Source organism: Sphingomonas sp. BL-S-30 (assembly GCF_055521475.1).
Genome location: NZ_CM145481.1, coordinates 4889598 through 4912418, shown reverse-complemented (window position 1 = coordinate 4912418; position 22821 = coordinate 4889598). Strand labels below are relative to the sequence as shown.

Genomic DNA, 22821 nt, shown 5'->3' with positions numbered 1-22821 from the left:
AGGGCGAACGGGGGGTGAATCACCCTACCCGTCATGCAGCTCATAATGCGTGACGTGCGGCTCCAGCTCGATCAGGAAATCCCGGTCGAAGTCGTAATATTTCGCGACCTCATGATCTTCGCCCGCAAAGCGCCTGATCGCTTCCAGGTCCGGCCAGAAGCTCAGCATCTGGAAATGCACCACCGCGCCCTCGGCCCGGTGCAGGCACCAGGCGCCGAGATTGCCCGGCGTCGACTTATAGTCGGGAAGGGCAACCTCACGCATATGCGCCAGATAGGCCTCCGCCTTGGCTGCCGGGACGGCGCCATGCCACAGCCGCGCGATCACGCCCTGGACGCCTTGCGCAGCGCCAGCCGCACGAGCGCGTCCAGCGTGGCACCCGAACCCAGCTCTTCCTCCGCCGCGGCAACCGCGGCGCTGGCCTCCGCGGGGCGGAAACCGAGGTTGAGCATCGCCGAGATCGCATCCGCGCCCGCGCCGCTCGCCGCGACCGGGGTCGCCCCGCCGATCGCGATGCCGCCGATCCTGTCCTTCAGCTCGCGCACGATGCGCTCGGCGAGCTTCGGCCCGACGCCATTGGCGCGGGCGACCATCGCCTTGTCCTGCGCGGCGATGGCGCGGCTGAGGTCGGACGGGTCGAGCGCCGACAGGATCGCCAGCGCCACGCGCGCGCCCACGCCCTGGACGCCGGTCAGCAACCGGAACCAGTCACGCTCGCTCGCGGTGGCGAAGCCGACCAGGCGGATGAAATCCTCCGCGACCAGCATCTCGGTGTGCAGCATCGCCGCCTCGCCGACCGGCCCGATCGCAGCCAGGGTGCGGGACGACGCGCCGACGAGATAGCCGACGCCGCCGACATCGATCACCGCATGATCGATACCGAGGGAGTCGAGGCGGCCTTTGAGATGGGCGATCATGGGCCAAAAATCTTCCGTTCGGGCTGAGCTTGTCGAGCCGGAGGCCGGCCGCAGGCCAACCCCTGTTCTTTCTGGCTACCGTAGAGAGAAGAACAGTCCTTCGACAAGCTCAGGACGAACGGGAGAGGGAGCGCGCGCTCGCGATGTGATGCGCATGGCAGATCGCCACCGCCAGCGCGTCGGCGGCATCGGGGCCGTCGATTTTCACGCCCGGCAACAGGCGCCCCACCATGGCATGGACCTGCGCCTTTTCCGCCGCGCCGGTGCCCACCACGGCCTTCTTGACCAGTCGCGCGGCATATTCGCCGACCTCCAGCCCCGTCCGCGCCAGCGCACACAGCACCACGCCGCGCGCCTGGCCGAGCTTCAGCGTCGATTGCGGGTTGGCGTTGACGAACACTTCCTCGACCGCCGCCGCGTCGGGCGCGTGGTCGACGATCAGCGCGCCCAGCATCGCATCGAGGTGCGCCAGCCGGCGGGGGAGCGTCGCGGCGCTGTCGGTCTTCAGCCGGCCATTGGCGAGGTGCGACAGCCGGTTGCCATCGGCACGGATCAGCCCCCAGCCGGTCGTGCCGAGCCCGGGATCGAGGCCGAGGATGATCACTTCTGCTTCCCCTCCCGCTTGCGGGAGGGGACCGAGGGGTGGGCGCCCGGCCACCGCAAGCGGCTCGCTTGAGGAAAGCGCGAGCCCACCCCTCGATCCCCTCCCGTAAACGGGAGGGGAGGAAGGAAGGTCACCCTAATTTCTCCAGCACGGCGTCGGACACGTCGTAATTGCCCCATACCTGCTGCACGTCGTCATCCTCATCGAGGACATCGATCAGCTTGAACAACAGGCCGGCATCGTCCTCGCCGACCTCGACCATGGTCTGCGGCTTCCAGGCGAGCTTCGCGCCCTCGGGCTCGCCGAGCACCGGGGTCAGCGCCTTCACGACTTCGTGCAGCGCGTCGTTCGAGGTCCAGATCTCATGGCCGTCATCGCCCGATTCGACGTCCTCGGCACCCGCGTCGAGCGCTGCCTCGAACACTTTCTCGGCATCGCCCGCGCTCGCCGGATAGGAGATGAGGCCCATCCGGTCGAAGCCATGGCTGACGGAGCCGCTCGCGCCCAGATTGCCGCCATTCTTCGAAACGGCGGTGCGGACATTGGTCGCGGTGCGGTTGCGATTGTCGGTCAGCGCTTCGATGATCAGCGAGACGCCGCCGGGGCCGAACCCCTCATAGCGGATCTCTTCGTAATTCTCCCCATCGCCCCGCTCGGCCTTGTCGATCGCGCGCTGGATATTGTCCTTGGGCATCGACTGCGCCTTGGCGGCGTTGACCGCCGCGCGCAGCCGCGGGTTCATGTCCGGATCGGGCGTGCCCATCTTCGCCGCCACGGTGATTTCGCGGCTGAGCTTGGAGAAGGCGGCGGACCGTTTCTTGTCCTGTGCGCCCTTGCGGTACATGATGTTCTTGTATTTGGAATGGCCTGCCATGGGACGTCCTGAAAACTAACCGTTCGGGCTGAGCTTGTCGAAGCCCTGCCCTTGCTGCACCTGAGGTAGAAGAAAGAACAGTCCTTCGACAAGCTCGGGACGAACGGAAAAGGGTGGCTTAGTCGAGTCCGAGCGCTGCCTTGTAGGTGTCGAGCAGCATCTCGGCCTCGTCGCGGTGATGCTTTTCCATCTTGCGCAGCTTGACGATGGTGCGGATCGTCTTGGTGTCGAAGCCGGTCGATTTGCATTCGGCGTAGACGTCCTTGATGTCGTCCGCGATGCCCTTTTTCTCTTCCTCGAGCCGCTCGATGCGCTCGATCAAAAGGCGAAGCTGGTCGGCGGCGATCACGTCGCTCATGAAATAGTCCCCGGGGTTGATTCGTTGGAAAGGTGGGGGGCTTTAAGCCAGCGCGGCGCCCCCGTCACGCATTCTTCACGCATTCTTCGCGACGCTCTCCGCCATGCGCCGGAGCTGCTCGGGCGACGCCTCGCCCTGATGGTCCGCCTTCCACTGCGCATAGGGCATGCCGTAGATCGCTTCGCGCGCGCCCTCCTTGTCGAGCGTGCTGCCGGACGCCTCCTGCACCCAGTCGGACAGACAGTTGCGGCAGAATCCGGCGAGTCCCATCAGGTCGACATTCTGCGCGTCGCTGCGGTGGCGCAAATGCAGCACGAGCCGGCGGAAGGCGGCTGCCGCCACGGCATCGTCGATCGTCTCCAATTCGGCCATTTTACGCGCTCCACGGTTGATCCCCCCGTGATAGGGGTTAGAGCCAAGCGCGCACAAGCCGAGGAACGCGTTACATGACCAAGGCCATCAGCCCCCGATCGCGCAAGGTGCGCGTGCTCGCGACACTGGGGCCCGCCAGCAGCACCGCCGAGATGATCGGCAAGCTGTTCGAAGCAGGCGCCGACGCTTTCCGCGTGAACATGAGCCACGGCGACCAGGCCTCGAAGGTCGCGGTGATCCAGGCGATCCGCAGTCTCGAAAAGAAATATGGCCGCCCTACCACCATCCTCGCCGATCTGCAGGGCCCGAAACTGCGCGTCGGCAAGTTCGAGGGCGGCCGCACCGAGCTGGTCACCGGATCGACCTTCATCCTCGACCGCGACAAGACGCCGGGCGACGCGACCCGGGTCGAGCTGCCCCACCGCGAGATCTTCGAGGCGATCGAGCCGGGCGCACGGCTGCTGCTCGACGACGGCAAGCTGGTGCTGCGGGTCGAGAGCCATGAGGAAAAGAAGATCGTCACCACCGTGGTGGTCGGCGGTGCGCTGTCCAACAACAAGGGGCTGAACGTGCCCGACGTGGTCGTGCCGATGGCGGCGCTGACCGAAAAGGACCGCAGCGACCTGGCCTTCGCGATCGACCAGGGCGTCGACTGGATCGCCCTCAGCTTCGTCCAGCGCCCGGAGGACCTCGCCGAGGCGCGCAAGCTGATTCAGGGCAAGGCCGCGCTGATGGCCAAGATAGAGAAGCCGTCGGCGATCGACCGGCTGGAGGAGATCGTCGAGCAATGCGATGGCGTGATGGTCGCGCGCGGCGATCTCGGCGTCGAGCTGCCACCCGAATCGGTGCCGCCGCTGCAGAAGCGCATCGTCGAAACCGCGCGCCGCCTCGGCCGTCCGGTGATCGTGGCGACTCAGATGCTCGAATCGATGATCACCGCGCCGACCCCGACCCGCGCCGAAGTCTCCGACGTGGCAACCGCGGTCTATGACGGCGCCGACGCGATCATGCTGTCGGCGGAAAGCGCGGCGGGTGCCTGGCCGATCGAATCGGTCGCGATGATGAATTCGATCGGTGAAGCGGTCGAGCGCGACCCGATGCACGGCGACCGAATTCATTTCACCGTCACCCGCCCCGACCCCACCACCGCTGACGCGCTGGCCGAGGCGGCGAAGAACATCGCGGCGACCGTGACCGCGGCGGCGATCATCTGCTTCACCTCGTCGGGCTCCACCGCCCGCCGCGTCGCACGCGAGCGGCCTTCGGTGCCGCTGCTGGTGCTGACCCCGAAGATCGAGACGGCGCGGCGGCTCGGCCTGCTCTGGGGCACGCATGCGGTGCACACCCGCGACGTTGAATCCTTCGAGGACATGGTCGCCAAGGCCAAGCGCATGGCGATCCGCCACAATATCGCCAAGGCCGGCGACCGGCTGATCATCATCGCCGGTGTCCCGTTCCGCACGCCCGGCTCGACCAATGTGCTGCACGTCGTGCGGGTGATCGGCGACGAGTTGAAAGGCTATGGCGGCTAGTTCCTAAGGCGTAAGCGCCAAAGGGTGGCTGGCCAGCAACCGGTCACGGGTAAGCAGTTTGACGCCCAACTCCTGTGCCTGGATCAGCAGAATTTCTGCGAACGGGTCTCGGTGCGGTGTCGGATGCTTTAGCCATGCGACGGCCTGATCGGTTGTCAGGACCAGGATGCCGATGCCCAGGATATCGAGCCCCGCTCGAATCTCGACCGGATCGGCTGCCCCCTTTCTCGCACCCGAGGCCGTGACGCGCTCCCATTTGAGGCGCAACTCCCAGAGCGAGATCGCCGATACGAGGGAATCATTTTCTTCGATCGCTGCCAATTCCGCCGGACGCAACACGCTCGGGTCGCGGACGAGCCAGAGTGCGATATGCGTATCGAGCAGCAGTGTCATTGCGGTTCGACGTCAGGATTCCCATCAAGCATCAGTGCCCTGCGACTATATTCCGGATCGTTGAAATCAGCCGGCCACATTTCTTCGGCCGTAAGAGCGCCCCAACCCCGATCTTGGCGAAATCGTTCGAGTGCCCTCCAGTCCAGCGTCTTCCTTGCCGGAGCCGGACCGAGTTCCGCCACCGCAACGCCGTGTTTGGTGATCGTCACACGTTCGCCGCGTTCAACCGCGGCGAGAGCCCGCGCAAACTGCGCCCGTGCCTCGCGAACCGACATTTCCATGATCGCCTCCAGATATGTACACGGTGTACACAAATATGCGCATGCGGACAAGCAGCCTCGATTCAACGCAGGCGCCGATCATGAGAGCGTGACGCGGTCCGCAAGCCGGGCGCGCTCTTTGACATGGCTGGATGATGTTGGACGATAACCGCGCGGTGCCACGCCCCTGTTACGCGGAAAAACCGCGCCGTTTTCGACATTTTTTCGGCATTTTTTCCGCTGTTACGCCGTAACAGGGAAAAGCCACCTCAACCCGCTGGAATCGCTCGCCCAAATCGGCCCGGAATTCCAACATAACAGCGAAAGAAAAAAGGGGAGCGGCGTAACAGCAAAAAACCCGGGTCGCTGTTGGACGAATCAGGCGCGGAGTAGCCCCAGCGCGCTGAGCTGCCCGCGCAACGTCGGAGCGTCGACAAACTGCAGGCCGCGCATCCCGACTCCGTTCGCCGCGGCGACATTGTCCTCGCGGTCGTCGATGAACACCGCCTCGCCAGGCTGAAGACCGAAGCGGTCGAGCGCGAGGTGGTAGATGGCGGGATCGGGCTTCACCAGCCGCTCGTCGCCCGAGACCACGATATCGCGGAACCGGTCGAAGGTGGCGGCTTCACGGTCACGGAAGGGGCGCCAGAACTCGCCCGAGAAATTGGTGATGGCGAACAGCGGCACGCCGGCCGCGTCGATCTCCTCGACCAGCTCGCCCATGCCCGGCAGCAAGCCCGGGATCGTGTCGCTGAAGCGCGGCCCCCAAAGGGCGATCATCTCGGCATATTCCGGGTACAACGCGCTCAGCTCCGCCGAGGTCTCGGCGAAGGGGCGGCCCAGATCGTGCTGGAAATGCCATTCCTTGGTCGCGACATCGCGCAGGAATGCATCGAGCGCCCGATCGTCCTCGATCAGGCGCTCGTAAAGGAACCGGGGGTTCCAGTCATACAGGACGTTGCCGACGTCGAAGACGACGGCAGCCGGCCGGCTCACTTAGCCCTGGCGGGCCTTGAAGCGGCGGTTCGTCTTGTTGATGACATAGGTGCGGCCACGGCGGCGGATCACGCGGTTGTCGCGATGCCGGCCCTTGAGCGACTTCAGGGAATTGCGGATCTTCATGATCGATTCGCTTCTTTGATTCTCGGGTTTTGGAAAGAGGCGTCCGCATATGGACGAGCGGGTCCCAAGTCAACCCGCGCGACACGGAACCCGGATGCGTCTATCGTGCGTTATCGCTTACAGCGTTACAGTGACGCAACGATCGGTTCGAAGGACAGGCTAAGATGACGGGCAGCATGACGACGGCACGGACATTGTTCATCGCACTCGCGGCGACCAGCCTGGCAGGATGTGCGACGACCGTCAGCGGCCCGGTCCAGGTGACGCGCTTCCATCTCGGCGCGCCGCTCGAGCGCGGCACCGTCACGGTCGAGCCGCTGCCCGGCGGCGGGCCGGCGAGCCTCGAATTCGCGACCTATGCCTCGGCGGTCGAGGCCGAGCTGGTCCAGTCGGGCTATACCGCGGCGCCCGCCGACGTGCGCGGCCAGTATCTCGCCGTGGTCGGCTTCACCCGCACCACGCTGGAGGGACCACCCAAGCCACCGCCATTCAGCATCGGCCTTGGCGGCGGCTCCTATAGCGGCGGGCGTGGCGGCGGAGTCGGGGTCGGCGGCGGCGTTTCCTTCCCGATCGGCAAGGCGAAGTCGCGCTATGTCGTCGCGACGGAGCTGTCAGTGCAGATCCGCCGGCGCAGCGACGGCACGACCATCTGGGAAGGCCGCGCCCAGACTCAGGCCGACGACAAGGCGCCCGAGGCGCAGGCAAACGCGGCGGCGAGCAAATTGGCCCATGCCCTGTTCCTGGGGTTCCCCGGCGAATCCGGCCGTTCTATCACCGTCAGATGAGCACTCAGATCAACGCCGCCTTCGATGGCGGCAACATCCGCCTGGTCGCCATTGCCGGCGACCGGATCGACCTGGAGATCGTGCAGGATCACCAGTCGGACTTCTTCCAATGGTTCTATTTCCGCGTCGCCGGGGCGAAGGGGCGCAAGCTGACCTATCGCATCGTCAATGCGGGGTCTTCGGCCTATCCGTTCGGCTGGCCCGGCTACAAGGCACGCGTCTCGACCGACCGGATCGACTGGCGCATGACCGAGACGCGCTATGCCGACGGCGTGCTCGAGTTCGACTGGGAGGGCGATAGCGAGCTGGTCTGGTTCGCCTATTTCGCGCCCTATACGATGGAGCGCCACGACGCTTTGGTCGCCGCGACCGCACTGCAGCCCGGCGTGACTCACCGCCAGCTCGGCCAGTCGCTCGACGGCCGCGCGATCGACTATTTCCGCATCGGCGAGGGGCCGAAGCAGGTCTGGCTCTATGCCCGCCAGCATCCCGGCGAATCCATGGCCGAATGGTGGATGGAGGGCGCGCTGGAACGGCTGACCGACACCGAGGACGAAGTCACCGCCGCGCTGCTCGCCAAGGCGACCTTCCATGTCGTGCCGAACATGAACCCGGACGGATCTTTTCGCGGCCATCTGCGCACCAATGCCGCAGGCGTGAACCTCAACCGCGAATGGCACGCCCCGACGCCCGAGAAGAGTCCCGAGGTCCTGTGCGTGCGCAACGCGATGGACGAGACCGGGGTCGCCTTCGCGATGGACGTGCATGGCGACGAGGCGATCCCCGCCAATTTCCTCGCCGGCTTCGAAGGCATTCCGGGCTGGACCGACGACCTCGGGGAGAAATTCTACGACTATGCCCGCCGCCTCGCGGCCCATACCCCCGATTTCCAGATCGAGAAGGGTTATGAGAAGTCGAGCCCGGGCAAGGCCAATCTCACCATGTCGACCAACCAGCTCGCCGAACGCTTCGGCGCGGTGGCGATGACCTTGGAGATGCCGTTCAAGGACCATGATCCGAACCCGGACGCCGAGTTCGGCTGGTCGCCGGAGCGGAGCAAGCAGCTCGGACACGCCTGTCTCGAAGTGCTGGCCGAGGTGATCGACTCGATCTGAGGGAAGAGCGCTCTCATCCCGTTCGTGCTGAGCTTGTCGAAGCACTGCTCTTTCTTCTTAACCGCCAAAAAGAAGAGCAGCCCTTCGACAAGCTCAGGGCGAACGGGGAGGGTGGCGGTTCGCTAGAACAGCTCTGCCAGGAAGCCCTTCATCGCTTCCCAGCTCCGCCGGTCAGCGCGCTCCTCATAAGCCACCCCGGGCCGGGTGGAGGTTTTCGCCGCATGGTCGGTAAAGGCGTGGCCGGCATTGCCATAGACATGGATCTGCCAGTCGGCCCCGCCCTCGGTCAGCTCGCGGCTGAGCGCCACCATTGCATCGGCTGGCGCCAGCGGGTCGTCCCAGCCGTGGCAGACGAGCAGTTTCGGCTTGATCGGCACGGCGTTGGCATGGTCCGGGCGGTCGTACACGCCGTGGAAGCTGACACAGCCAAGCGTGTCGAGCCCGGCGCGCGCCATGTCGAGCACGCATTTGCCGCCGAAGCAGAAGCCGATCGCCGCGGTCTTTGCCGGATCGACCCGGTCGAACCCCTTCAACGCATCGAGCGACGCCTGCAACCGGTCGCGCAACAGCCCGCGATCGGCGTTCAGTTCGTTCATATAGACCGCCATGTCGGGTGACTCATGCGTGGTGCGCTTGCCCTGGCCGAACACATCGCAGGCGAACCCAACATAACCGAGCCTCGCCAGCGCCTCGGCCTTGAGTGTGTCGGCTTCCTTCTGCCCGCGGATGTTGGGCACGACGAGCACGCCCGGCCGCATCGTGGTGATCTCGTCCTCATAGGCGATCACGCCCTCGAACGGCCCGCCCGGCCCGTTATATACGAGTGTCTGCCGTACGATCGCCATGGAGAGTCTCCTTTTGCGGTCAATTGCCACGCCGGGAATGCACAGGGCAAGTTGCCTCATGGACATCAATCGTTAGAGACGGGCGCGTCATCGATAGCCCGGGAGAAACCATGCCCACCCTCGTCCTGATCCGCCACGGCCAGTCCGCCTGGAACCTCGAGAACCGCTTCACCGGCTGGTGGGACGTCGACGTGACCGAAAAGGGCGCCGAGGAAGCCCGTGCCGCCGGCCGGCTGATGAAGGAGAAAGGCCTGGACTTCGACCTGACCTTCACCTCGCTTCAGACCCGTGCGATCAAGACGCTCAACCTCGCGCTCGAGGAAATGGGGCGGCTGTGGCTACCGGTCGAAAAGGACTGGCATCTCAACGAGCGGCATTATGGCGGCCTGACCGGCCTCGACAAGGCCGAGACCGCGGCGAAGCATGGCGAGGAGCAGGTCCATATCTGGCGCCGCAGCTTCGACATCCCGCCGCCGCCGATGGAAGCGGGCGGGCCGTTCGACCTGTCGCAGGACCGCCGCTATGCCGGGATCGCCATTCCCGACACCGAGAGCCTGAAGGACACGATCGCGCGCGTGTTGCCCTATTGGGACGGCCGCATCGCCCCCGCGCTCAAGGCCGGGCAGCGCGTGCTGATCTCGGCGCACGGCAATTCGCTGCGCGCGCTGGTCAAGCATCTCTCGAATATTCCCGACGACGAGATCACCAGCCTGGAGATCCCCACCGGCCAGCCGATCGTCTATGAACTCGACGAGGCGCTGAACGCGACCGATCGCTATTATCTGAGCGAGCGCTGACCTTTTGAGTAAGTACGTTGCCCTTGCGGTGTCCCATGGTTAGGAAACCGCTCCTTTTTCACCGGGGTATTTCATGTCGGATCATCCCCTTGTCGGCATCATCATGGGCAGCGCGTCCGACTGGGACACGATGCGCCATGCCGCAGACGCGCTCGCCGCGCTGGGCGTGCCGCATGAGACCAAGGTGGTGTCGGCGCACCGCACCCCGCAGCGGCTTTACGACTATGCCGCCCAGGCCGAGCATCGCGGGCTGAAGGTGATCATCGCCGGCGCGGGCGGGGCCGCGCATCTGCCCGGCATGGCGGCCGCGATGACTCACCTGCCGGTGCTGGGCGTGCCGGTCGAATCCAAGGCGATGAAGGGGATGGATAGCCTGCTCTCGATCGTGCAGATGCCCGGCGGCGTGCCCGTGGGCACGCTCGCCATCGGCAAGGCCGGCGCGAAGAATGCCGGCCTGCTCGCCGCCGCGATCCTCGCCACCAGCGACGCGCTGCTCGCCGAGCGGCTGAAGAAGTGGCGTGCCGCACAGACGGACAACGTCGCGACCGACCCCGAATGACGATGCTTCCACCCGGCTCCACGATCGGCATCCTCGGTGGCGGCCAGCTCGGGCGGATGCTCGCGGTCGCGGCGGCACAGCTTGGCTATCGCACCCAGATCCTCGCGCCGGATGCCGAGAGCGTCGCCGCGCAGACCGCGTCGAGCTTCACCCGTGCCGATTATCACAGCCGTATCATCCTCGACGAGCTCGCCGCCTCGGCCGATGTCGTCACCTATGAGTTCGAGAATATCGCGATCGACCCGGTCCGCTATCTCGCGACCAAATTGCCGGTGCACCCTGCCCCCGCCGCCTTGGAAGTCGCGCAGGACCGCGCGACCGAGAAGAGCTTCGTCGACGGCCTCGGCGGCCGCACCGCCCCATGGCGCAAGGTCACCACGCTCGACGAGCTGAAACAGGCACTGGCCGAGATCGGCGCCCCGGCGATCCTCAAAACCTTGCGGCTCGGCTATGACGGCAAGGGCCAGGTCCGGCTCCGCACCGCCGACGATGCGGAAAGCGCCTGGGCCGAGATCGGCGCGCGTCCGGCGATCCTCGAAGGCTTCGTCACCTTCAGCCACGAATTCTCGATCATCCTCGCGCGCGGCGTCGACCGCGCGATGGTCAGCTATCCGCCGCCCTGGAACCAGCATGTCGCGGGCATCCTCGACCGTTCCTCGCTGCCCGCCCCCGCCGAGATCGCGCGCCACTGGGCCGAAGCGGCGGCGCTGGCCGGACGCCTGGCAGATACGCTCGGCTATGTCGGCGTGCTGACGCTGGAGTTCTTCGCGACCGAGGATGGTCCGGTGTTCAACGAGATGGCGCCGCGCGTCCATAATTCGGGGCACTGGACGATCGAGGGCGCGGTCACCTCACAGTTCGAGAATCATATCCGCGCGATCTGCGGCCTGCCGCTCGGCGACACCGGGCTGACCGCGCCGGGCGTCGAGATGGAAAATCTGATCGGCGAGGACGCCCATCGCTGGGCGGAGATCCTCGCCGAGCCGGGCGCGCATCTGCACCTGTACGGCAAGACGGTGCGGCCGGGCCGCAAGATGGGCCATGTGACCCGGCTGGCGCGCTCATAGAAAAAGCCCGCCTTCCTTGCGGAAAGCGGCCTCTTCATGTCACCAGAGCCGGCGGATCAGCCGGTGCGCGTGCCCGTCAGCGGGAAGCTGCCGAACGCGCCGGCGCCGACCGAGCCGGCCAGCGTGTCGCCGTCCGCGGTCGCGGTGCAGTCCAGCGTCATCGGCATCGGCACGGTGATGTTCATGCTCCAGTGGATGGTGTCGCCGTCCACGGTGCCGTTGATGTCGGTCGACCCCATCGCGCCGCTGTTGGTACCGGTGAAGGTGCCGCCATCGGTCTTGATCGTCAGCGTCATCTTCTGATCGCCAAGCGGCGACTTGACCGTCGCATCCCAGGTGCCGTCGATTCCAGCCATATCCGTCTCTCCATGAATCCCTAGCGCACGTCCGCGACGGACGCCGCGGGCACCACCTCAACCGGCAGCCCGAGGCTGTCAAGCTGGGGCCGAACTGTCTTCGCATCGCCCACGACCACCCAGATCAGCTTGGACGGATCGATTACCGCGCGTGCCGCAGCGTCAAGCTGGGCAACCTTCAGCCCGCGATAGACCTGGGGAAGTTTCGCATAATAATCGTCCGGCCGCTTGTAGAGGCTGTTCGACTGCATGCCCGACAGCACCGCGCCCGCCGTTTCGAAGTTTCCGGGCAGCGAGCGAATCGTGCCCGTGATCGTCCGGTCGAATTCGAGCGGGGTGATGCCCTTGGTCGTCAGGAAGTCTTGCACGTCAGCCCGAACCGCCGCGATCGAGGCGCCGGTCTTGTCAGCCTGGACGGGCGCCTGGATGACATAGGGCGCGGCGAATTCGGCACGCTGGAAGCCGCCGCCGGCGCCATAGGACCAGTGCTTGTCCTCGCGCAGATCCATGTTGATCCGCGACAGGAAGCCACCGCCAAGCGTGTCGTTGGCCGCGAGCAGCGGCACGAAATCGTCCGTGCCCTTCAGGCTGGTCGGGGTCGCGGCGTAGATCAGCGACTGCGGCGAATCGGGCCGGTCGATCAGCACGATCTTCGGCGCCGAGGGCGTCGACGGCGCGGAGAAATCCTTCACGCCCGCCGCACCGGTCGGGGTCCAGTCGCCGAATTCGGCGTCCAGTGCTGCCTTCACCTCGGCGAGCGGCCGATCGCTGACCACGAAGATGCGGGCCTTGTCCGGTCGGAGCCAGGCATGCTGGAACGCAATCAGATCGTCGCGGGTCAGCGCCGCGACGGCCTTGGGATCGCCGCTGCCGAACGATTTGGCATAGGGCGAGGCCGGGCCGTAGACGAGCCGCGGCATGACGCGCGTCGCGAGCCCACCCGGGTTGGTCAGCTCGGCCTGGATCTGCGCGAGCTGCTGGTTCTTGACCCGGTCGACCTCGGCCGGCGCGAAGGCCGGGTTGCGCACGATATCGGCGAACAGGTCGAGCGCCGGCACCAGGTTCGGGCTGGGCGCCGACAGGGTCAGGCTGGTGCGGTCGGAACTGGCGCCGGAGCCGATCGCGGCGCCGAGCCGCTCCTTCGCCTCGGCGATCTGGATCGAATCGAGCGTGGTCGTGCCTTCGTCCATCATGCCGAGGGTCAACTGCTGCGTGCCGAGCCTGGTCGCCGGATCGGCCGCCACGCCGGCATCGAAGCTGATCACCGCCTGGGTGATCGGCACGGCGCCGCGCTGGGCATAGATCAGCTCGATGCCGTTTTTCAGGCTGGTGTGCACCGCCGGCGGGAAATCGATGTCGGAGATATTGGCCACGCCGGGCATTGCGCCGCGCGTACCCTTGACCGGCACGTCCGTCGACGGCTTGGGCTCGACCGGCGCTGCCTCGGTATAGGCCTCGCGCGGGCCCGGCACGACGGTCAGCGCATAGACCGGGCGAGTCAGCCATTTGGCGGTCGCGGCCCTGACGCTCGCCGGCGTCGCGCCCGCCATGGTCGCGAGCTGTTTCTTGTAGAAGGCCGGATCGTTCGAATAGAGCGCGCCCTGCGCGAGCTGCGCCGCCTTGCCATTGCCGCCGCCGACCGACTCCAGGCCCTGGATCGTGCTGGTCACGCTGCCCGTGGCAACACGCTGCACTTCGTCGGCGGTGGGGCCCTTGGCGACCAGATCGGCCATCACCTCATCCAGTCGTTTCGCGACCAGCGCCGGATCGACACCCGGCTTCACATCGGCATAGACTTCGAACAGACCGATCTGCGCGAAGGTCTGGTTGCTGGCCGAAACGCGGACCGCGATCTTTTCCTTGCGCACCAGCGCATTGTCGAGCCGCGAGCTCGACAGCCCACCGAGCACGCCCGCCGTCACGTCGAGCAGCACGGCGTCCTTGTCGTTGACGCCGGGCACCGCCCACATGCGGTAGATGCGGGTGGTCGAGACCCGGTCCTTCATCACCTCCGCCTTGGCGGCGGCGAGGTCGGGGACGTCCGCCTTGGGCACGACGCTGACCGGGCCGCGCGGAATCGCACCGAAATATTTCTCGACGAGCGGCTTCGCCGTGGCGAGGTCGATATCGCCCGCCAGCGACAGGATCGCGTTGTTCGGCGCATAATGATCGTGGAACCAGTCCTTCACCGTGGCGAGGCTGGCGGCATCGAGATCGGCCATCGACCCGATCGTCGAGTGGCGATAGGGATGGCCCTCCGGGAAGAGGGCGTCGAGCTGGCTGTATTCGACCAGGCCGAAGGGCTGGTTGTCGCCCTGGCGCTTCTCGTTCTGGACGACGCCGCGCTGCTCGTCGAGCACGCCCTGCGTGACTGCGCCGGTGAGATAGCCCATGCGGTCGCTCTCGAGGAACAACGCGCGGTCGAGCGCGGGCGTCGGCACCGTCTCGTAATAATTGGTGCGGTCGAACCAGGTCGTGCCGTTCAGGTCAGTCGCGCCGACTTCCTTCATCGGCCCGAAATAATCGCCGGGCGCATTCTCGCTGCCATTGAACATCAGATGCTCGAACAGATGCGCGAAGCCGGTCTTGCCGGCTGGCTCGAACTTCGACCCGACATTGTACCAGACCGAGACCGCGACGATCGGGGCCTTGCGATCGGTATGGACGATCACGCGCAGGCCGTTGGCGAGGGTGAATTCCTGGTATGGAATGTCCACGCTCTTCGCGAGCACGGAGACGGGGGCGGGCTTGGCCGCAGCTGGTTTGGTCGCCGCCTGGGGCGGCGCCGCCACGACGGGAGTCGCCAGCGCGCCGAGCGCCACGCCCGCAAGCGCGAACAACTTGATGTTCATGAAAATGCGTCCTCGAAAAGCAATTATATTGCGCAGGTATAACGCGACGATTTCAGCGCGCAATCGGGGCGATCAGGGCCGGTAGACCCGCTCGATATGGCCCCTGAGCTGCGCCGGATCGAACCATACGGGTTTCAGCTGATGTCGGACGAACAACGGCGCCTGATCGGCATAATGCGGCGAATCGGGGCGCGTGGTGGCAGCGCCGAAGGGCTGGATCGACTGCGAGCTGACCCTGCCCTGCCTGTCCCAGGCAATGAACATGATGAAGCTGTCGCCATGCTTCACCGCCAGCCGGCCATCGGCCGCCTCGTCCCACAAGGCGGCGGCGCGGAGCACGTCGGGGCCGCCATCCATCGGCAGATCGACCTTGCCCTGGCGCACACGGAGCACGACGCCGAGCGGCGGATCGAGCCGCCCGAAATGTGTCGTCAGATAGGCAGCGGCAGTGGCGAGTTCCTCGCGCGGATCGGCCTCGGGCCTGCGCTGATAATGCCATTTGTTGCCGGCGCGCAGCAGCAGCGCGGCGATGGCGTCAGCCGGGCCCTTGCCGTCATAGTTCCAGTCCCATTTCGCCAGCAGCGCCTGGGCATCGACCAGCGTCTTGTCTCCTTTGGGGTCGACCGCCGCGATATCGGCGAACCATTTCGCCGCCCAGCTCACCCGGCTGACGCCGGTATCGAACTTGATGCGGTGCAGGTCGGCGTCGCTGATCGACGGATCGGCGCCCATCAGCTCAAGCGCGCGGGTCGCGCGGTTGGTCGTGTCGGTCTCGATACCGAGCAGCGGCGAATAGTCCGCCGGGTTCATCTCCGAGCCCGCCCCCGCCGCCTGGAAGGGCGTGTTGTTGGCGTTGACCAGGAAGCCCGAAGCGGGGTTCACGTTGCGCGGCACCTGCGCCCAGGGCACGGTGCCGGGCGCGAGGTCGCGCGAGGTGTCACCCGGCAGCGCCCCGGCATAATCGTAACCCGGCTTCCGGTTGAGGAAGCTGGCATTGTAGAAATAGGCGATGTTCCCGGCCGCGTCGCCATAGAGGAAATTGGTCGCCGGCACGCCCTGAATCGCCAGTGCCTTCTGCCACTCGGCAAAATCACGCGCGCGGTTCAGCCGATAATATTCCTCGACCATCTTCAACTGGTCGGCCCCGCCATAACGGAGCGCGAAGGCGCCTTTGGCATTCTCGACCACGGGGCCCTGCACCGCCCGCAGCACCGTCTTGGGCACCGGCAGCACGAACGGACCCCACAGCTTCACATGCAGCCACACCCGCGTTTTTTCGAGCGGGCGCCATTTCCCGTCGAAACGATAGGCGTCGCCCGCCGCGTTAAGCACCAGCTTGTAGACATCGATCAGATCGGGCCGGTTGACCGTGTTGGTCCAGCCGAGCGTGCGATTATGGCCGAGCAGCGGATAGGGCGCCCCGGGGAAGGTCGCGCCGGCGAAATCCCAGCCGGTCCGCGAATGCACCACCAGCTCATACCAGGCAGCGCCGCCGCGCCATGGCTGGTGCGAGTTGGAGACGAGCCGGGTGAAGCCGTCCGCCGACCGTTTCGGCGCGACGACAAAGGCGTTGGAGCCATTCTCGTTGCCGTTGGGGCCGATCGGCGTGATGTCCGGCGCGTCCGGCACCGGGCCGGCACTCTCCTTCGGCAGCGGCGTGTCGCCGGCGAGAGCGCCCAGCACGGCATCCAGCCCGAAGAAGAAGGGCGAGCGCAGCACGAAGCCGGTCGCGACATCCCGGCCCTCGACCGGGAAGAGCTTCGCCAGCCGCACCTCGCCCGGATGCTTCTCGGCATAATGGTTGAGGCCCGAGGCATAGCCGTCGAGCAGCGCGCGCACGTCCGCGGGCTGCTTCATGTAATCGCGTGCCACCGTCTCGCGCGCGCCGAGCAGATGAAGCACATAATCCGTCTTCGCCCCGTCTCCGCCGGTCATCGCGCCGAGCCGCCCGCGCGTCATCGCGAGCACTTCCTGCAGGGTCGAGAAATCATCCTCGGCATGGGCATAGGCGATGCCATAGGCGACGTCGGGGTCGGTCTTGCCGAAGATATGCGGCACGCCGAAAGTGTCGCGCGCGATCGTCACGTCATAGGCATGCGCCGGGGGCGCAGGCGGGGCGGACGCGGTCAGCGGTTCCCACACCGCGAGGCCGATGGCGAGCAGCAGAAGAAGTGCAAAAAGCCCAAGCCCGAGCCGCTTTACCATGGTCATTTCGACGTTCCTTCGGATGGCGCTCCCGAGCCGCCGATAAAGGCGATCTTGCCTACCCCCGCGTCCGCAATGACCTTTTCGATCGGCGCGACGCACTGATAGGTCGCGCTCAAGCTGGCCCGAAAATGGACATCCGCCCCTTCCGCGGCCCAAGCCGAAGACCTCGCGCGCAGCACATCGAGCATGATCCGCCGACCATCGAGCTTCAGGCGGCAGCGTCGGTCGACCTCGACGACGACGCGTCGTGGTGGCGGTTCGGATATGAAGCCGATCTTCGTGAAACCCACGGCTTGCAACGTGTAGATAACGCCGCCGATACACCGGTAAGGCGCGTCCACCTTCCCGTCGATGTGAATGCCTCGTTTCTTGTCCTCAGCCGACACTGTTCTTGCGCGGTCGAGCAACGCTTCGTCGTCGACAGTCTCACCATTCCAGATCGTGACGCACTTGCCTGATGAGTCGGCCAATATCCGGACATGAGGCGCACCACCGGAGGGATCGGCAGATAGCACTGCCAGCAACGCCACAATCGCCGTCATGCCCACCCCTGCCGTATGGCGCATCGTCAAGCGGCGCCAATCGCAATCAGGGTAGCAGGCTTTTGCCGGGCGTCGCTAGCCAATCGCCGCCGTTCCCACCCGAAGCGGGGAACGGCGGCGGCGTAGCGATCAGAAAGCGGTCTTCACCGTGACGAAGAACTGCTGCGGCGCGCCGGCGAGCAGCGTCTGGTTGTCGCCGCTGTTGCCGAACCCGTTCGACCCGATGGTCGAGACATATTTCTTGTCGAACAGGTTGGTCGCGTTGAGCTGCACCTCGACCTTGCGATCGCCCGGCAGGGTGACGCGGGCGCCGAGGGTCGCGTCGAAGATCACCTGGCCCGGCACCGACTGGTCGTTGGTGTAGGTGAAATAACGCCGGCTCATATAATTCGCGCCGAACCGGCCGAAGAACATGCCCTGGTCATAGGTGATCTCGCCCTTGGCGAGGTGCTTCGGGCTGTCGACGGTGGTCTTGCCCTTGGTCAGCACCGTCGCGCTGACATTGTCGCGATAGGTCGAGTCGTTATAGCTGTACGAGGCGAAGACGCCGAAGCCGTACGGCAGCTTCACTTCGCCCGCCGCCTCGAACCCGTAAGCGCGGACCGAGCCGACATTCTGCAGGATCACCGGATTGCCGACGATGCCGGCACCCGTCGTCACGCCGAGCAGGCGGTTGCGGAAATCGACATAATAAGCGGCGATCAGGCCGTTGAACCAGCGGTTCTTGAAGCGGCCGCCCAGCTCATAGGTATCCGATTCCTCGGGCTTGAGCTTGGCGGTGGTCAGCAGCGCATCGAACCCCGGCTGAGTCGTCGCGAACGGGCCGGTCGTGGCCGACGACACGAAGGCGCGCTTCACCTGCGTGAAATCGCCGAACAGCTCGGCGCTGTCGTTCAGCTTGTAGTTGAAGCCGGCATGCGGCTGGAACCAGTCAGTCACCTTGATCTTGCCGGCGGCGAGGCCACCCCCGATGATCGGCGCGGCCGCGTTGCGGACGTCGAAGCCCTTCCACCCGAAATCGAGCGTCAGGGCACCAAGCGCGATCTTGTCCTGGACATAATATTGGACCGTCTCGGTATCGTAATTGAAATCCCACTGGGTGAAGAAGGGATTGGTCTGGAAGTCGAGCGAATCCCGCGTCGAGACGTTGCGGCTGGTCAGGCCGTAGAAGCGCCGCGCCTGGCGGAAATCATTCTTCTCGTACCAGCCGCCAACGGTGATGTCGTTGAAGGCCAGCATGCCGCCGACCGAGCCGAACACGCCCTTGCGGCGGATGTCATATTCCGTGGTGCGCACGGAGAGCGGCGCGCCGCCGGGCGTCGCGGTGTACGGCGTGTACCAGATGCCCTGGCCATGGTTCGAATGATAATAGGCCTTGAGCATGCCGTGGATCGGCGCGTCCTTCGCCGTCTCGATGCCGAGCGACGCGAGATAGTCGACGCGGAGACCGGCGGCATCGAAATAGACGTCGTCGGCGGTGCCATAAGGTGCGGGATAGGGGATCGGCGCGGTCGGATGCGCGCTGTTATACGCCAGCGTATCGGCGATCACGACGGCGAGCGGATAATTGTTCGAGATATTGTCGTTACGCAGGCCGAGGCGGTGGATCATGTCGAGCGACAGATCCTGATAGTCGTTCTCGCGCCGGTCCGAGAAATCGAAGGTACCGACGAGCCGCATGGCGCCGACCGGGGCAGTGAACTTCGCATTGATCTGGTGCTGGCGCTGCGAGCCGAACCCCTTCCATTTGTCGGTGTCGAGGAAGCCGTAGGAGACATAGGCGCTCGGGCCGTTGTCGCCGAGCACGCCGGTGTCGAGCCGGCCAAAGGCGCGCACGGTGTTCTCGCTGCCATAGGTGCCGTTCAGCGTCATGCCGAAGACGGGCTTGGGGTCGCTCGACAGGAACTCGATGGTGCCGCCGAGATTGTTGGTCGCCTGAGTCCCGATCGACCCGGCGCCCTGCGACACGATCGTCTGGCCGATATTCTCCGACGAGATCGCGCGGCTGATGTGCAGGCCGTTGGTGTTGCCATAGCTGCCGTCGCCGAGCGGGATGCCGTCGAGCGTGAAGCCGATCTGGTTCTGATTGAAGCTGCGGATCGAGACGCGTTCCGACCATTCATAGGCGCCAAAGGCATCGGCCGACTGGAAATTCACGCTGGGCAGCTTGGCGATCGCCTTCAACGGGCTGGTGCCCGCCGGCAGGCGCTCGATATCGACCTGGCTGATACGCTGCACCTGGCGCGTTTCGCCGCGGCCGATGACGATGATGTCGGCGGTAGCGTCGTCGTCGGCCACGGGATCAGCCGTCGTCGCATCGGTCGCGGCGGCGGGCTTGTCTTCGATGACGGCGGCGTTCGCGGCGAAAGGCGAACACAAAGCGGTGCCAGCCAGCAGCCAGGCGTGAAGATGGCGCATGTCGATTGTCCCCCTTGGGCGTGAATTGGGCGTGTTTTTCCGCGGCGCCCCACTCCCGGCGCCTCGGAGCCGCCTAGGCGTTGTGCGTTGCACAATTATGGGAGGAACAAGTCATTACCGCGTGACTGGTGAGACAGGTTCGTGACACGTATCTATCTGTCGACAGCGAGGGCGAAAAAGTCGGGCGCAAGAGGCTTGTGTTGCATATATACAACACCATATCCGTGCCGGACCTGGAGGGACAACAATGAACCTGGAAAAATTCACCGACCGCGCAAAGGGCTTCCTGCAATCGGCACAGACCGTCGCGATCCGGATGAGCCATCAGCGCATTGCGCCCGAGCATATCCTGAAGGCGCTGCTCGAGGACGAGCAGGGCATGGCGGCAGGGCTGATCACCGCCGCCGGCGGCGACGCAAAGCGCGCGGCGACCGAGACCGACGCGGCGCTGGCAAAGGTGCCAGCCGTCTCGGGCGGCGGCGCACAACAGACGCCCGGCCTCGACAATGACGCGGTGCGCGTGCTCGACCAGGCCGAGCAGGCCGCGACCAAGGCGGGCGACAGCTTCGTCACGGTCGAGCGGCTGCTGCTCGCGCTTGCGCTCTCCACCACGACCACTGTCGGCAAGGCACTCGCCGCGGCGGGCGTGAAGGCCGATGCCCTGAACGCCGCGATCAACAAGATCCGCGCGGGCCGCACCGCCGACAGTGCGGGTGCCGAGGACCGGTTCGACGCGCTCAACAAATTCGCGCGCGACCTCACCCAGGCCGCGCGCGACGGCAAGCTCGACCCGGTGATCGGCCGCGACGAGGAAATCCGCCGCACCATCCAGATCCTTGCCCGCCGCACCAAGAACAACCCGGTGCTGATCGGCGAACCCGGCGTCGGCAAGACCGCGATCGCCGAAGGTCTTGCGCTGCGCATCGCCAATGGCGACGTGCCCGACACGCTGAAGGACCGGAAGCTGATGTCGCTCGACATCGGCAGCATGATCGCCGGCGCCAAATATCGCGGCGAGTTCGAGGAGCGGCTGAAGGGCGTGCTCGATGAAGTGCGCGCCGGCGAAGGCGACATCATCCTGTTCATCGACGAGATGCACACGCTGATCGGTGCCGGCAAGACCGACGGCGCGATGGACGCGTCCAACATGATCAAGCCGGCGCTGGCCCGCGGCGAGCTGCACTGCGTCGGCGCGACCACGCTCGACGAATATCGCAAATATGTCGAGAAGGACGCGGCACTGCAGCGGCGCTTCCAGCCGGTGTTCGTCGGCGAGCCGACAGTCGAGGACACGATCTCGATCCTGCGCGGGCTGAAGGAGAAATACGAACTTCACCACGGCGTGCGCATCACTGACGCCGCGATTGTCGCTGCCTCTACCCTTTCAAACCGATACATCACTGACCGCTTCCTGCCCGACAAGGCGATCGACCTGATGGACGAAGCGGCTAGCCGAATCCGCATGGAGGTTGAATCGAAGCCCGAGGAGATCGAGACGCTCGACCGGCGGATCATTCAGCTCAAGATCGAACGCGAAGCGCTGAAGCGCGAGACCGATGCGGCCTCGCGCGATCGCCTCGTCACGCTCGAGGCCGAGCTCGCCAATCTCGAACAACAATCGGCCGAGCTGACCACGCGCTGGCAGGGCGAGAAGGACAAGATCAACGCCGAGGCGAAGCTGAAGGAACAGCTCGACGCGGCGCGGCTCGAGCTTGAGCAGGCGCAGCGCGCCGGCGATCTCGCCAAGGCGGGCGAGCTGTCCTACGGCACCATCCCGCAACTCACCCGCCAGCTCGACGAGGCGCAGGCCACCACCAAGGGCGCGATGCTGCGCGAGGAAGTGACTGCCGACGATATCGCCGCCGTGGTCAGCCGCTGGACTGGCATCCCGGTCGACCGGATGCTGGAAGGCGAGCGCGCCAAGCTGCTCGGCATGGAAGAAGCGCTGGGCAAGCGCGTGATCGGCCAGGCCCAGGCAGTCCGCTCGGTCTCGACCGCGGTGCGCCGCGCGCGGGCCGGGCTGCAGGAGCCGAACCGGCCGCTCGGGTCCTTCCTGTTCCTCGGCCCGACCGGCGTCGGCAAGACCGAGCTGACCAAGGCGCTCGCCGAGTTCTTGTTCGACGACGCCAATGCGCTGGTCCGCATCGACATGAGCGAGTTCATGGAGAAGCACGCGGTCGCCCGACTGATCGGCGCCCCTCCCGGCTATGTCGGTTATGAGGAAGGCGGCGTGCTGACCGAGGCGGTGCGGCGCAGGCCCTATCAGGTCGTGCTGTTCGACGAAGTCGAGAAGGCGCATGGCGACGTGTTCAACATATTGCTGCAGGTGCTCGACGACGGGCGGCTGACCGACGGCCAGGGCCGCACGGTCGATTTCTCGAACACGCTGATCATCCTGACCTCGAACCTGGGCAGCCAGTATCTGTCGAGCCTGGGCGACGGGGAGGACGCGTCCTCGGTCGAGCCGCAGGTGATGGAGATCGTGCGCGGGCATTTCCGCCCGGAATTCCTCAACCGGCTGGACGAGATCATCCTGTTCCACCGGCTCGGGCAGAGCGAGATGGCACCGATCGTCGATATCCAGGTCTCGCGCGTGCAGAAGCTGCTGGCGGACCGCAAGGTGGTGCTGGAGCTGACCGATGGGGCACGCGCCTGGCTCGGCCGGGTCGGCTACGACCCGGTCTATGGCGCGCGGCCCTTGAAGCGGGCGGTGCAGCGCTATCTGCAGGACCCGCTGGCCGACCTGATCCTGCGCGGCGACGTGAAGGATGGGTCGACGGTGAAGGTCGATGAGGGCGACGGGAAGCTGGAGCTTGCGGTGGGGTGATGTCCCGGGCCCCGGCCC

Annotated in this window: 23 protein-coding genes; 7 read left to right on the top strand and 16 right to left on the bottom strand. The window is 65.8% G+C overall.

The features are described 5' to 3' along the window. Positions 1-24 precede the first annotated feature (24 nt). From ACZ1I5_RS23075 to ACZ1I5_RS23050, 6 genes are all read right to left on the bottom strand, one after another. Positions 25-327: an antibiotic biosynthesis monooxygenase family protein gene (locus tag ACZ1I5_RS23075; protein ID WP_465171558.1), complete on the bottom strand. Its 303-nt coding sequence runs from the start codon at positions 325-327 to the stop codon at positions 25-27. Next, positions 324-917: a Holliday junction branch migration protein RuvA gene (gene ruvA / locus ACZ1I5_RS23070; protein ID WP_465171557.1), complete on the bottom strand. Its 594-nt coding sequence runs from the start codon at positions 915-917 to the stop codon at positions 324-326. The genes ACZ1I5_RS23075 and ruvA overlap by 4 nt, the downstream gene beginning before the upstream one ends. A 109-nt stretch (positions 918-1026) precedes the next feature. After that, the gene (ruvC, locus tag ACZ1I5_RS23065; protein ID WP_465171556.1) at positions 1027-1521 is read right to left on the bottom strand and encodes a crossover junction endodeoxyribonuclease RuvC; all 495 of its coding nucleotides are present in this window, start codon (positions 1519-1521) and stop codon (positions 1027-1029) included. Between the two features lie 130 nt (positions 1522-1651). After that, positions 1652-2395, bottom strand: a complete 744-nt coding sequence (locus tag ACZ1I5_RS23060; RefSeq protein WP_465171555.1) for a YebC/PmpR family DNA-binding transcriptional regulator — start codon at positions 2393-2395, stop codon at positions 1652-1654. A gap of 118 nt (positions 2396-2513) precedes the next feature. Then, positions 2514-2753: a DUF2312 domain-containing protein gene (locus ACZ1I5_RS23055; protein ID WP_465171554.1), complete on the bottom strand. Its 240-nt coding sequence runs from the start codon at positions 2751-2753 to the stop codon at positions 2514-2516. 75 nt (positions 2754-2828) lie between these two features. Next, a complete protein-coding gene (locus ACZ1I5_RS23050; RefSeq protein ID WP_465171553.1) occupies positions 2829-3125 on the bottom strand; it encodes a DUF1244 domain-containing protein in 297 nt (98 codons plus the stop codon). Between the two features lie 74 nt (positions 3126-3199). Between ACZ1I5_RS23050 and pyk the strand changes: the two genes are divergently transcribed. Next, entirely contained in the window at positions 3200-4657 is a 1458-nt protein-coding gene (gene pyk, locus ACZ1I5_RS23045; protein ID WP_465171552.1) for a pyruvate kinase, read from the top strand. Between the two features lie 3 nt (positions 4658-4660). Here the strand turns inward: pyk and ACZ1I5_RS23040 are convergent, their stop codons facing one another. From ACZ1I5_RS23040 to ykgO, 4 genes are all read right to left on the bottom strand, one after another. Continuing rightward, on the bottom strand, positions 4661-5050 hold the full coding sequence (locus ACZ1I5_RS23040; RefSeq protein ID WP_465171551.1) for a type II toxin-antitoxin system VapC family toxin: 390 nt from the start codon (positions 5048-5050) through the stop codon (positions 4661-4663). After that, positions 5047-5331: a type II toxin-antitoxin system Phd/YefM family antitoxin gene (locus tag ACZ1I5_RS23035; RefSeq protein ID WP_465171550.1), complete on the bottom strand. Its 285-nt coding sequence runs from the start codon at positions 5329-5331 to the stop codon at positions 5047-5049. Before ACZ1I5_RS23035 ends, ACZ1I5_RS23040 begins: the two co-directional genes overlap by 4 nt. Positions 5332-5688: 357 nt before the next feature. Continuing rightward, on the bottom strand, positions 5689-6306 hold the full coding sequence (locus ACZ1I5_RS23030; protein ID WP_465171549.1) for an HAD family hydrolase: 618 nt from the start codon (positions 6304-6306) through the stop codon (positions 5689-5691). Further along, on the bottom strand, positions 6307-6432 hold the full coding sequence (gene ykgO, locus ACZ1I5_RS23025) for a type B 50S ribosomal protein L36 (RefSeq protein ID WP_004210176.1): 126 nt from the start codon (positions 6430-6432) through the stop codon (positions 6307-6309). Between the two features lie 164 nt (positions 6433-6596). On the opposite strand from ykgO, the gene ACZ1I5_RS23020 reads away from it, so the two are divergent. Both ACZ1I5_RS23020 and ACZ1I5_RS23015 read left to right on the top strand, forming a co-directional pair. Then, positions 6597-7217: a DUF4136 domain-containing protein gene (locus tag ACZ1I5_RS23020; RefSeq protein ID WP_465171548.1), complete on the top strand. Its 621-nt coding sequence runs from the start codon at positions 6597-6599 to the stop codon at positions 7215-7217. Then, positions 7214-8332: a M14 family metallopeptidase gene (locus ACZ1I5_RS23015; protein WP_465171547.1), complete on the top strand. Its 1119-nt coding sequence runs from the start codon at positions 7214-7216 to the stop codon at positions 8330-8332. The genes ACZ1I5_RS23020 and ACZ1I5_RS23015 overlap by 4 nt, the downstream gene beginning before the upstream one ends. 122 nt (positions 8333-8454) lie before the next feature. Here the strand turns inward: ACZ1I5_RS23015 and ACZ1I5_RS23010 are convergent, their stop codons facing one another. Beyond that, the gene (locus tag ACZ1I5_RS23010) at positions 8455-9177 is read right to left on the bottom strand and encodes a dienelactone hydrolase family protein (protein WP_465171546.1); all 723 of its coding nucleotides are present in this window, start codon (positions 9175-9177) and stop codon (positions 8455-8457) included. 110 nt (positions 9178-9287) lie between these two features. On the opposite strand from ACZ1I5_RS23010, the gene gpmA reads away from it, so the two are divergent. The 3 genes from gpmA (at position 9288) to ACZ1I5_RS22995 (ending at position 11600) form a co-directional block, all read left to right on the top strand. Beyond that, positions 9288-9974: a 2,3-diphosphoglycerate-dependent phosphoglycerate mutase gene (gpmA, locus tag ACZ1I5_RS23005; RefSeq protein WP_465171545.1), complete on the top strand. Its 687-nt coding sequence runs from the start codon at positions 9288-9290 to the stop codon at positions 9972-9974. Positions 9975-10047: 73 nt separating this feature from the next. Then, the gene (purE, locus tag ACZ1I5_RS23000; protein ID WP_465171544.1) at positions 10048-10533 is read left to right on the top strand and encodes a 5-(carboxyamino)imidazole ribonucleotide mutase; all 486 of its coding nucleotides are present in this window, start codon (positions 10048-10050) and stop codon (positions 10531-10533) included. Further along, a complete protein-coding gene (locus tag ACZ1I5_RS22995) occupies positions 10530-11600 on the top strand; it encodes a 5-(carboxyamino)imidazole ribonucleotide synthase (RefSeq protein ID WP_465171543.1) in 1071 nt (356 codons plus the stop codon). The genes purE and ACZ1I5_RS22995 overlap by 4 nt, the downstream gene beginning before the upstream one ends. Positions 11601-11656: 56 nt before the next feature. Here ACZ1I5_RS22995 and ACZ1I5_RS22990 read toward each other — a convergent pair whose 3' ends face one another. The 5 genes from ACZ1I5_RS22990 to ACZ1I5_RS22970 form a co-directional block, all read right to left on the bottom strand. Beyond that, positions 11657-11956, bottom strand: a complete 300-nt coding sequence (locus ACZ1I5_RS22990) for a hypothetical protein (protein WP_465171542.1) — start codon at positions 11954-11956, stop codon at positions 11657-11659. 20 nt (positions 11957-11976) lie between these two features. Beyond that, positions 11977-14808, bottom strand: a complete 2832-nt coding sequence (locus ACZ1I5_RS22985; RefSeq protein WP_465171541.1) for a M16 family metallopeptidase — start codon at positions 14806-14808, stop codon at positions 11977-11979. A gap of 72 nt (positions 14809-14880) precedes the next feature. Beyond that, a complete protein-coding gene (locus tag ACZ1I5_RS22980) occupies positions 14881-17013 on the bottom strand; it encodes a penicillin acylase family protein (RefSeq protein ID WP_465174032.1) in 2133 nt (710 codons plus the stop codon). Between the two features lie 2 nt (positions 17014-17015). Further along, positions 17016-17558, bottom strand: a complete 543-nt coding sequence (locus ACZ1I5_RS22975) for an ExbD/TolR family protein (RefSeq protein ID WP_465171540.1) — start codon at positions 17556-17558, stop codon at positions 17016-17018. A 129-nt stretch (positions 17559-17687) separates the two neighbouring features. Beyond that, on the bottom strand, positions 17688-19976 hold the full coding sequence (locus ACZ1I5_RS22970) for a TonB-dependent receptor (protein ID WP_465171539.1): 2289 nt from the start codon (positions 19974-19976) through the stop codon (positions 17688-17690). 247 nt (positions 19977-20223) lie between these two features. On the opposite strand from ACZ1I5_RS22970, the gene clpB reads away from it, so the two are divergent. Further along, positions 20224-22803 (top strand): ATP-dependent chaperone ClpB, encoded by a 2580-nt coding sequence (gene clpB, locus ACZ1I5_RS22965; protein WP_465171538.1) that lies wholly within the window; start codon positions 20224-20226, stop codon positions 22801-22803. The last annotated feature ends 18 nt before the right edge of the window (positions 22804-22821 follow it).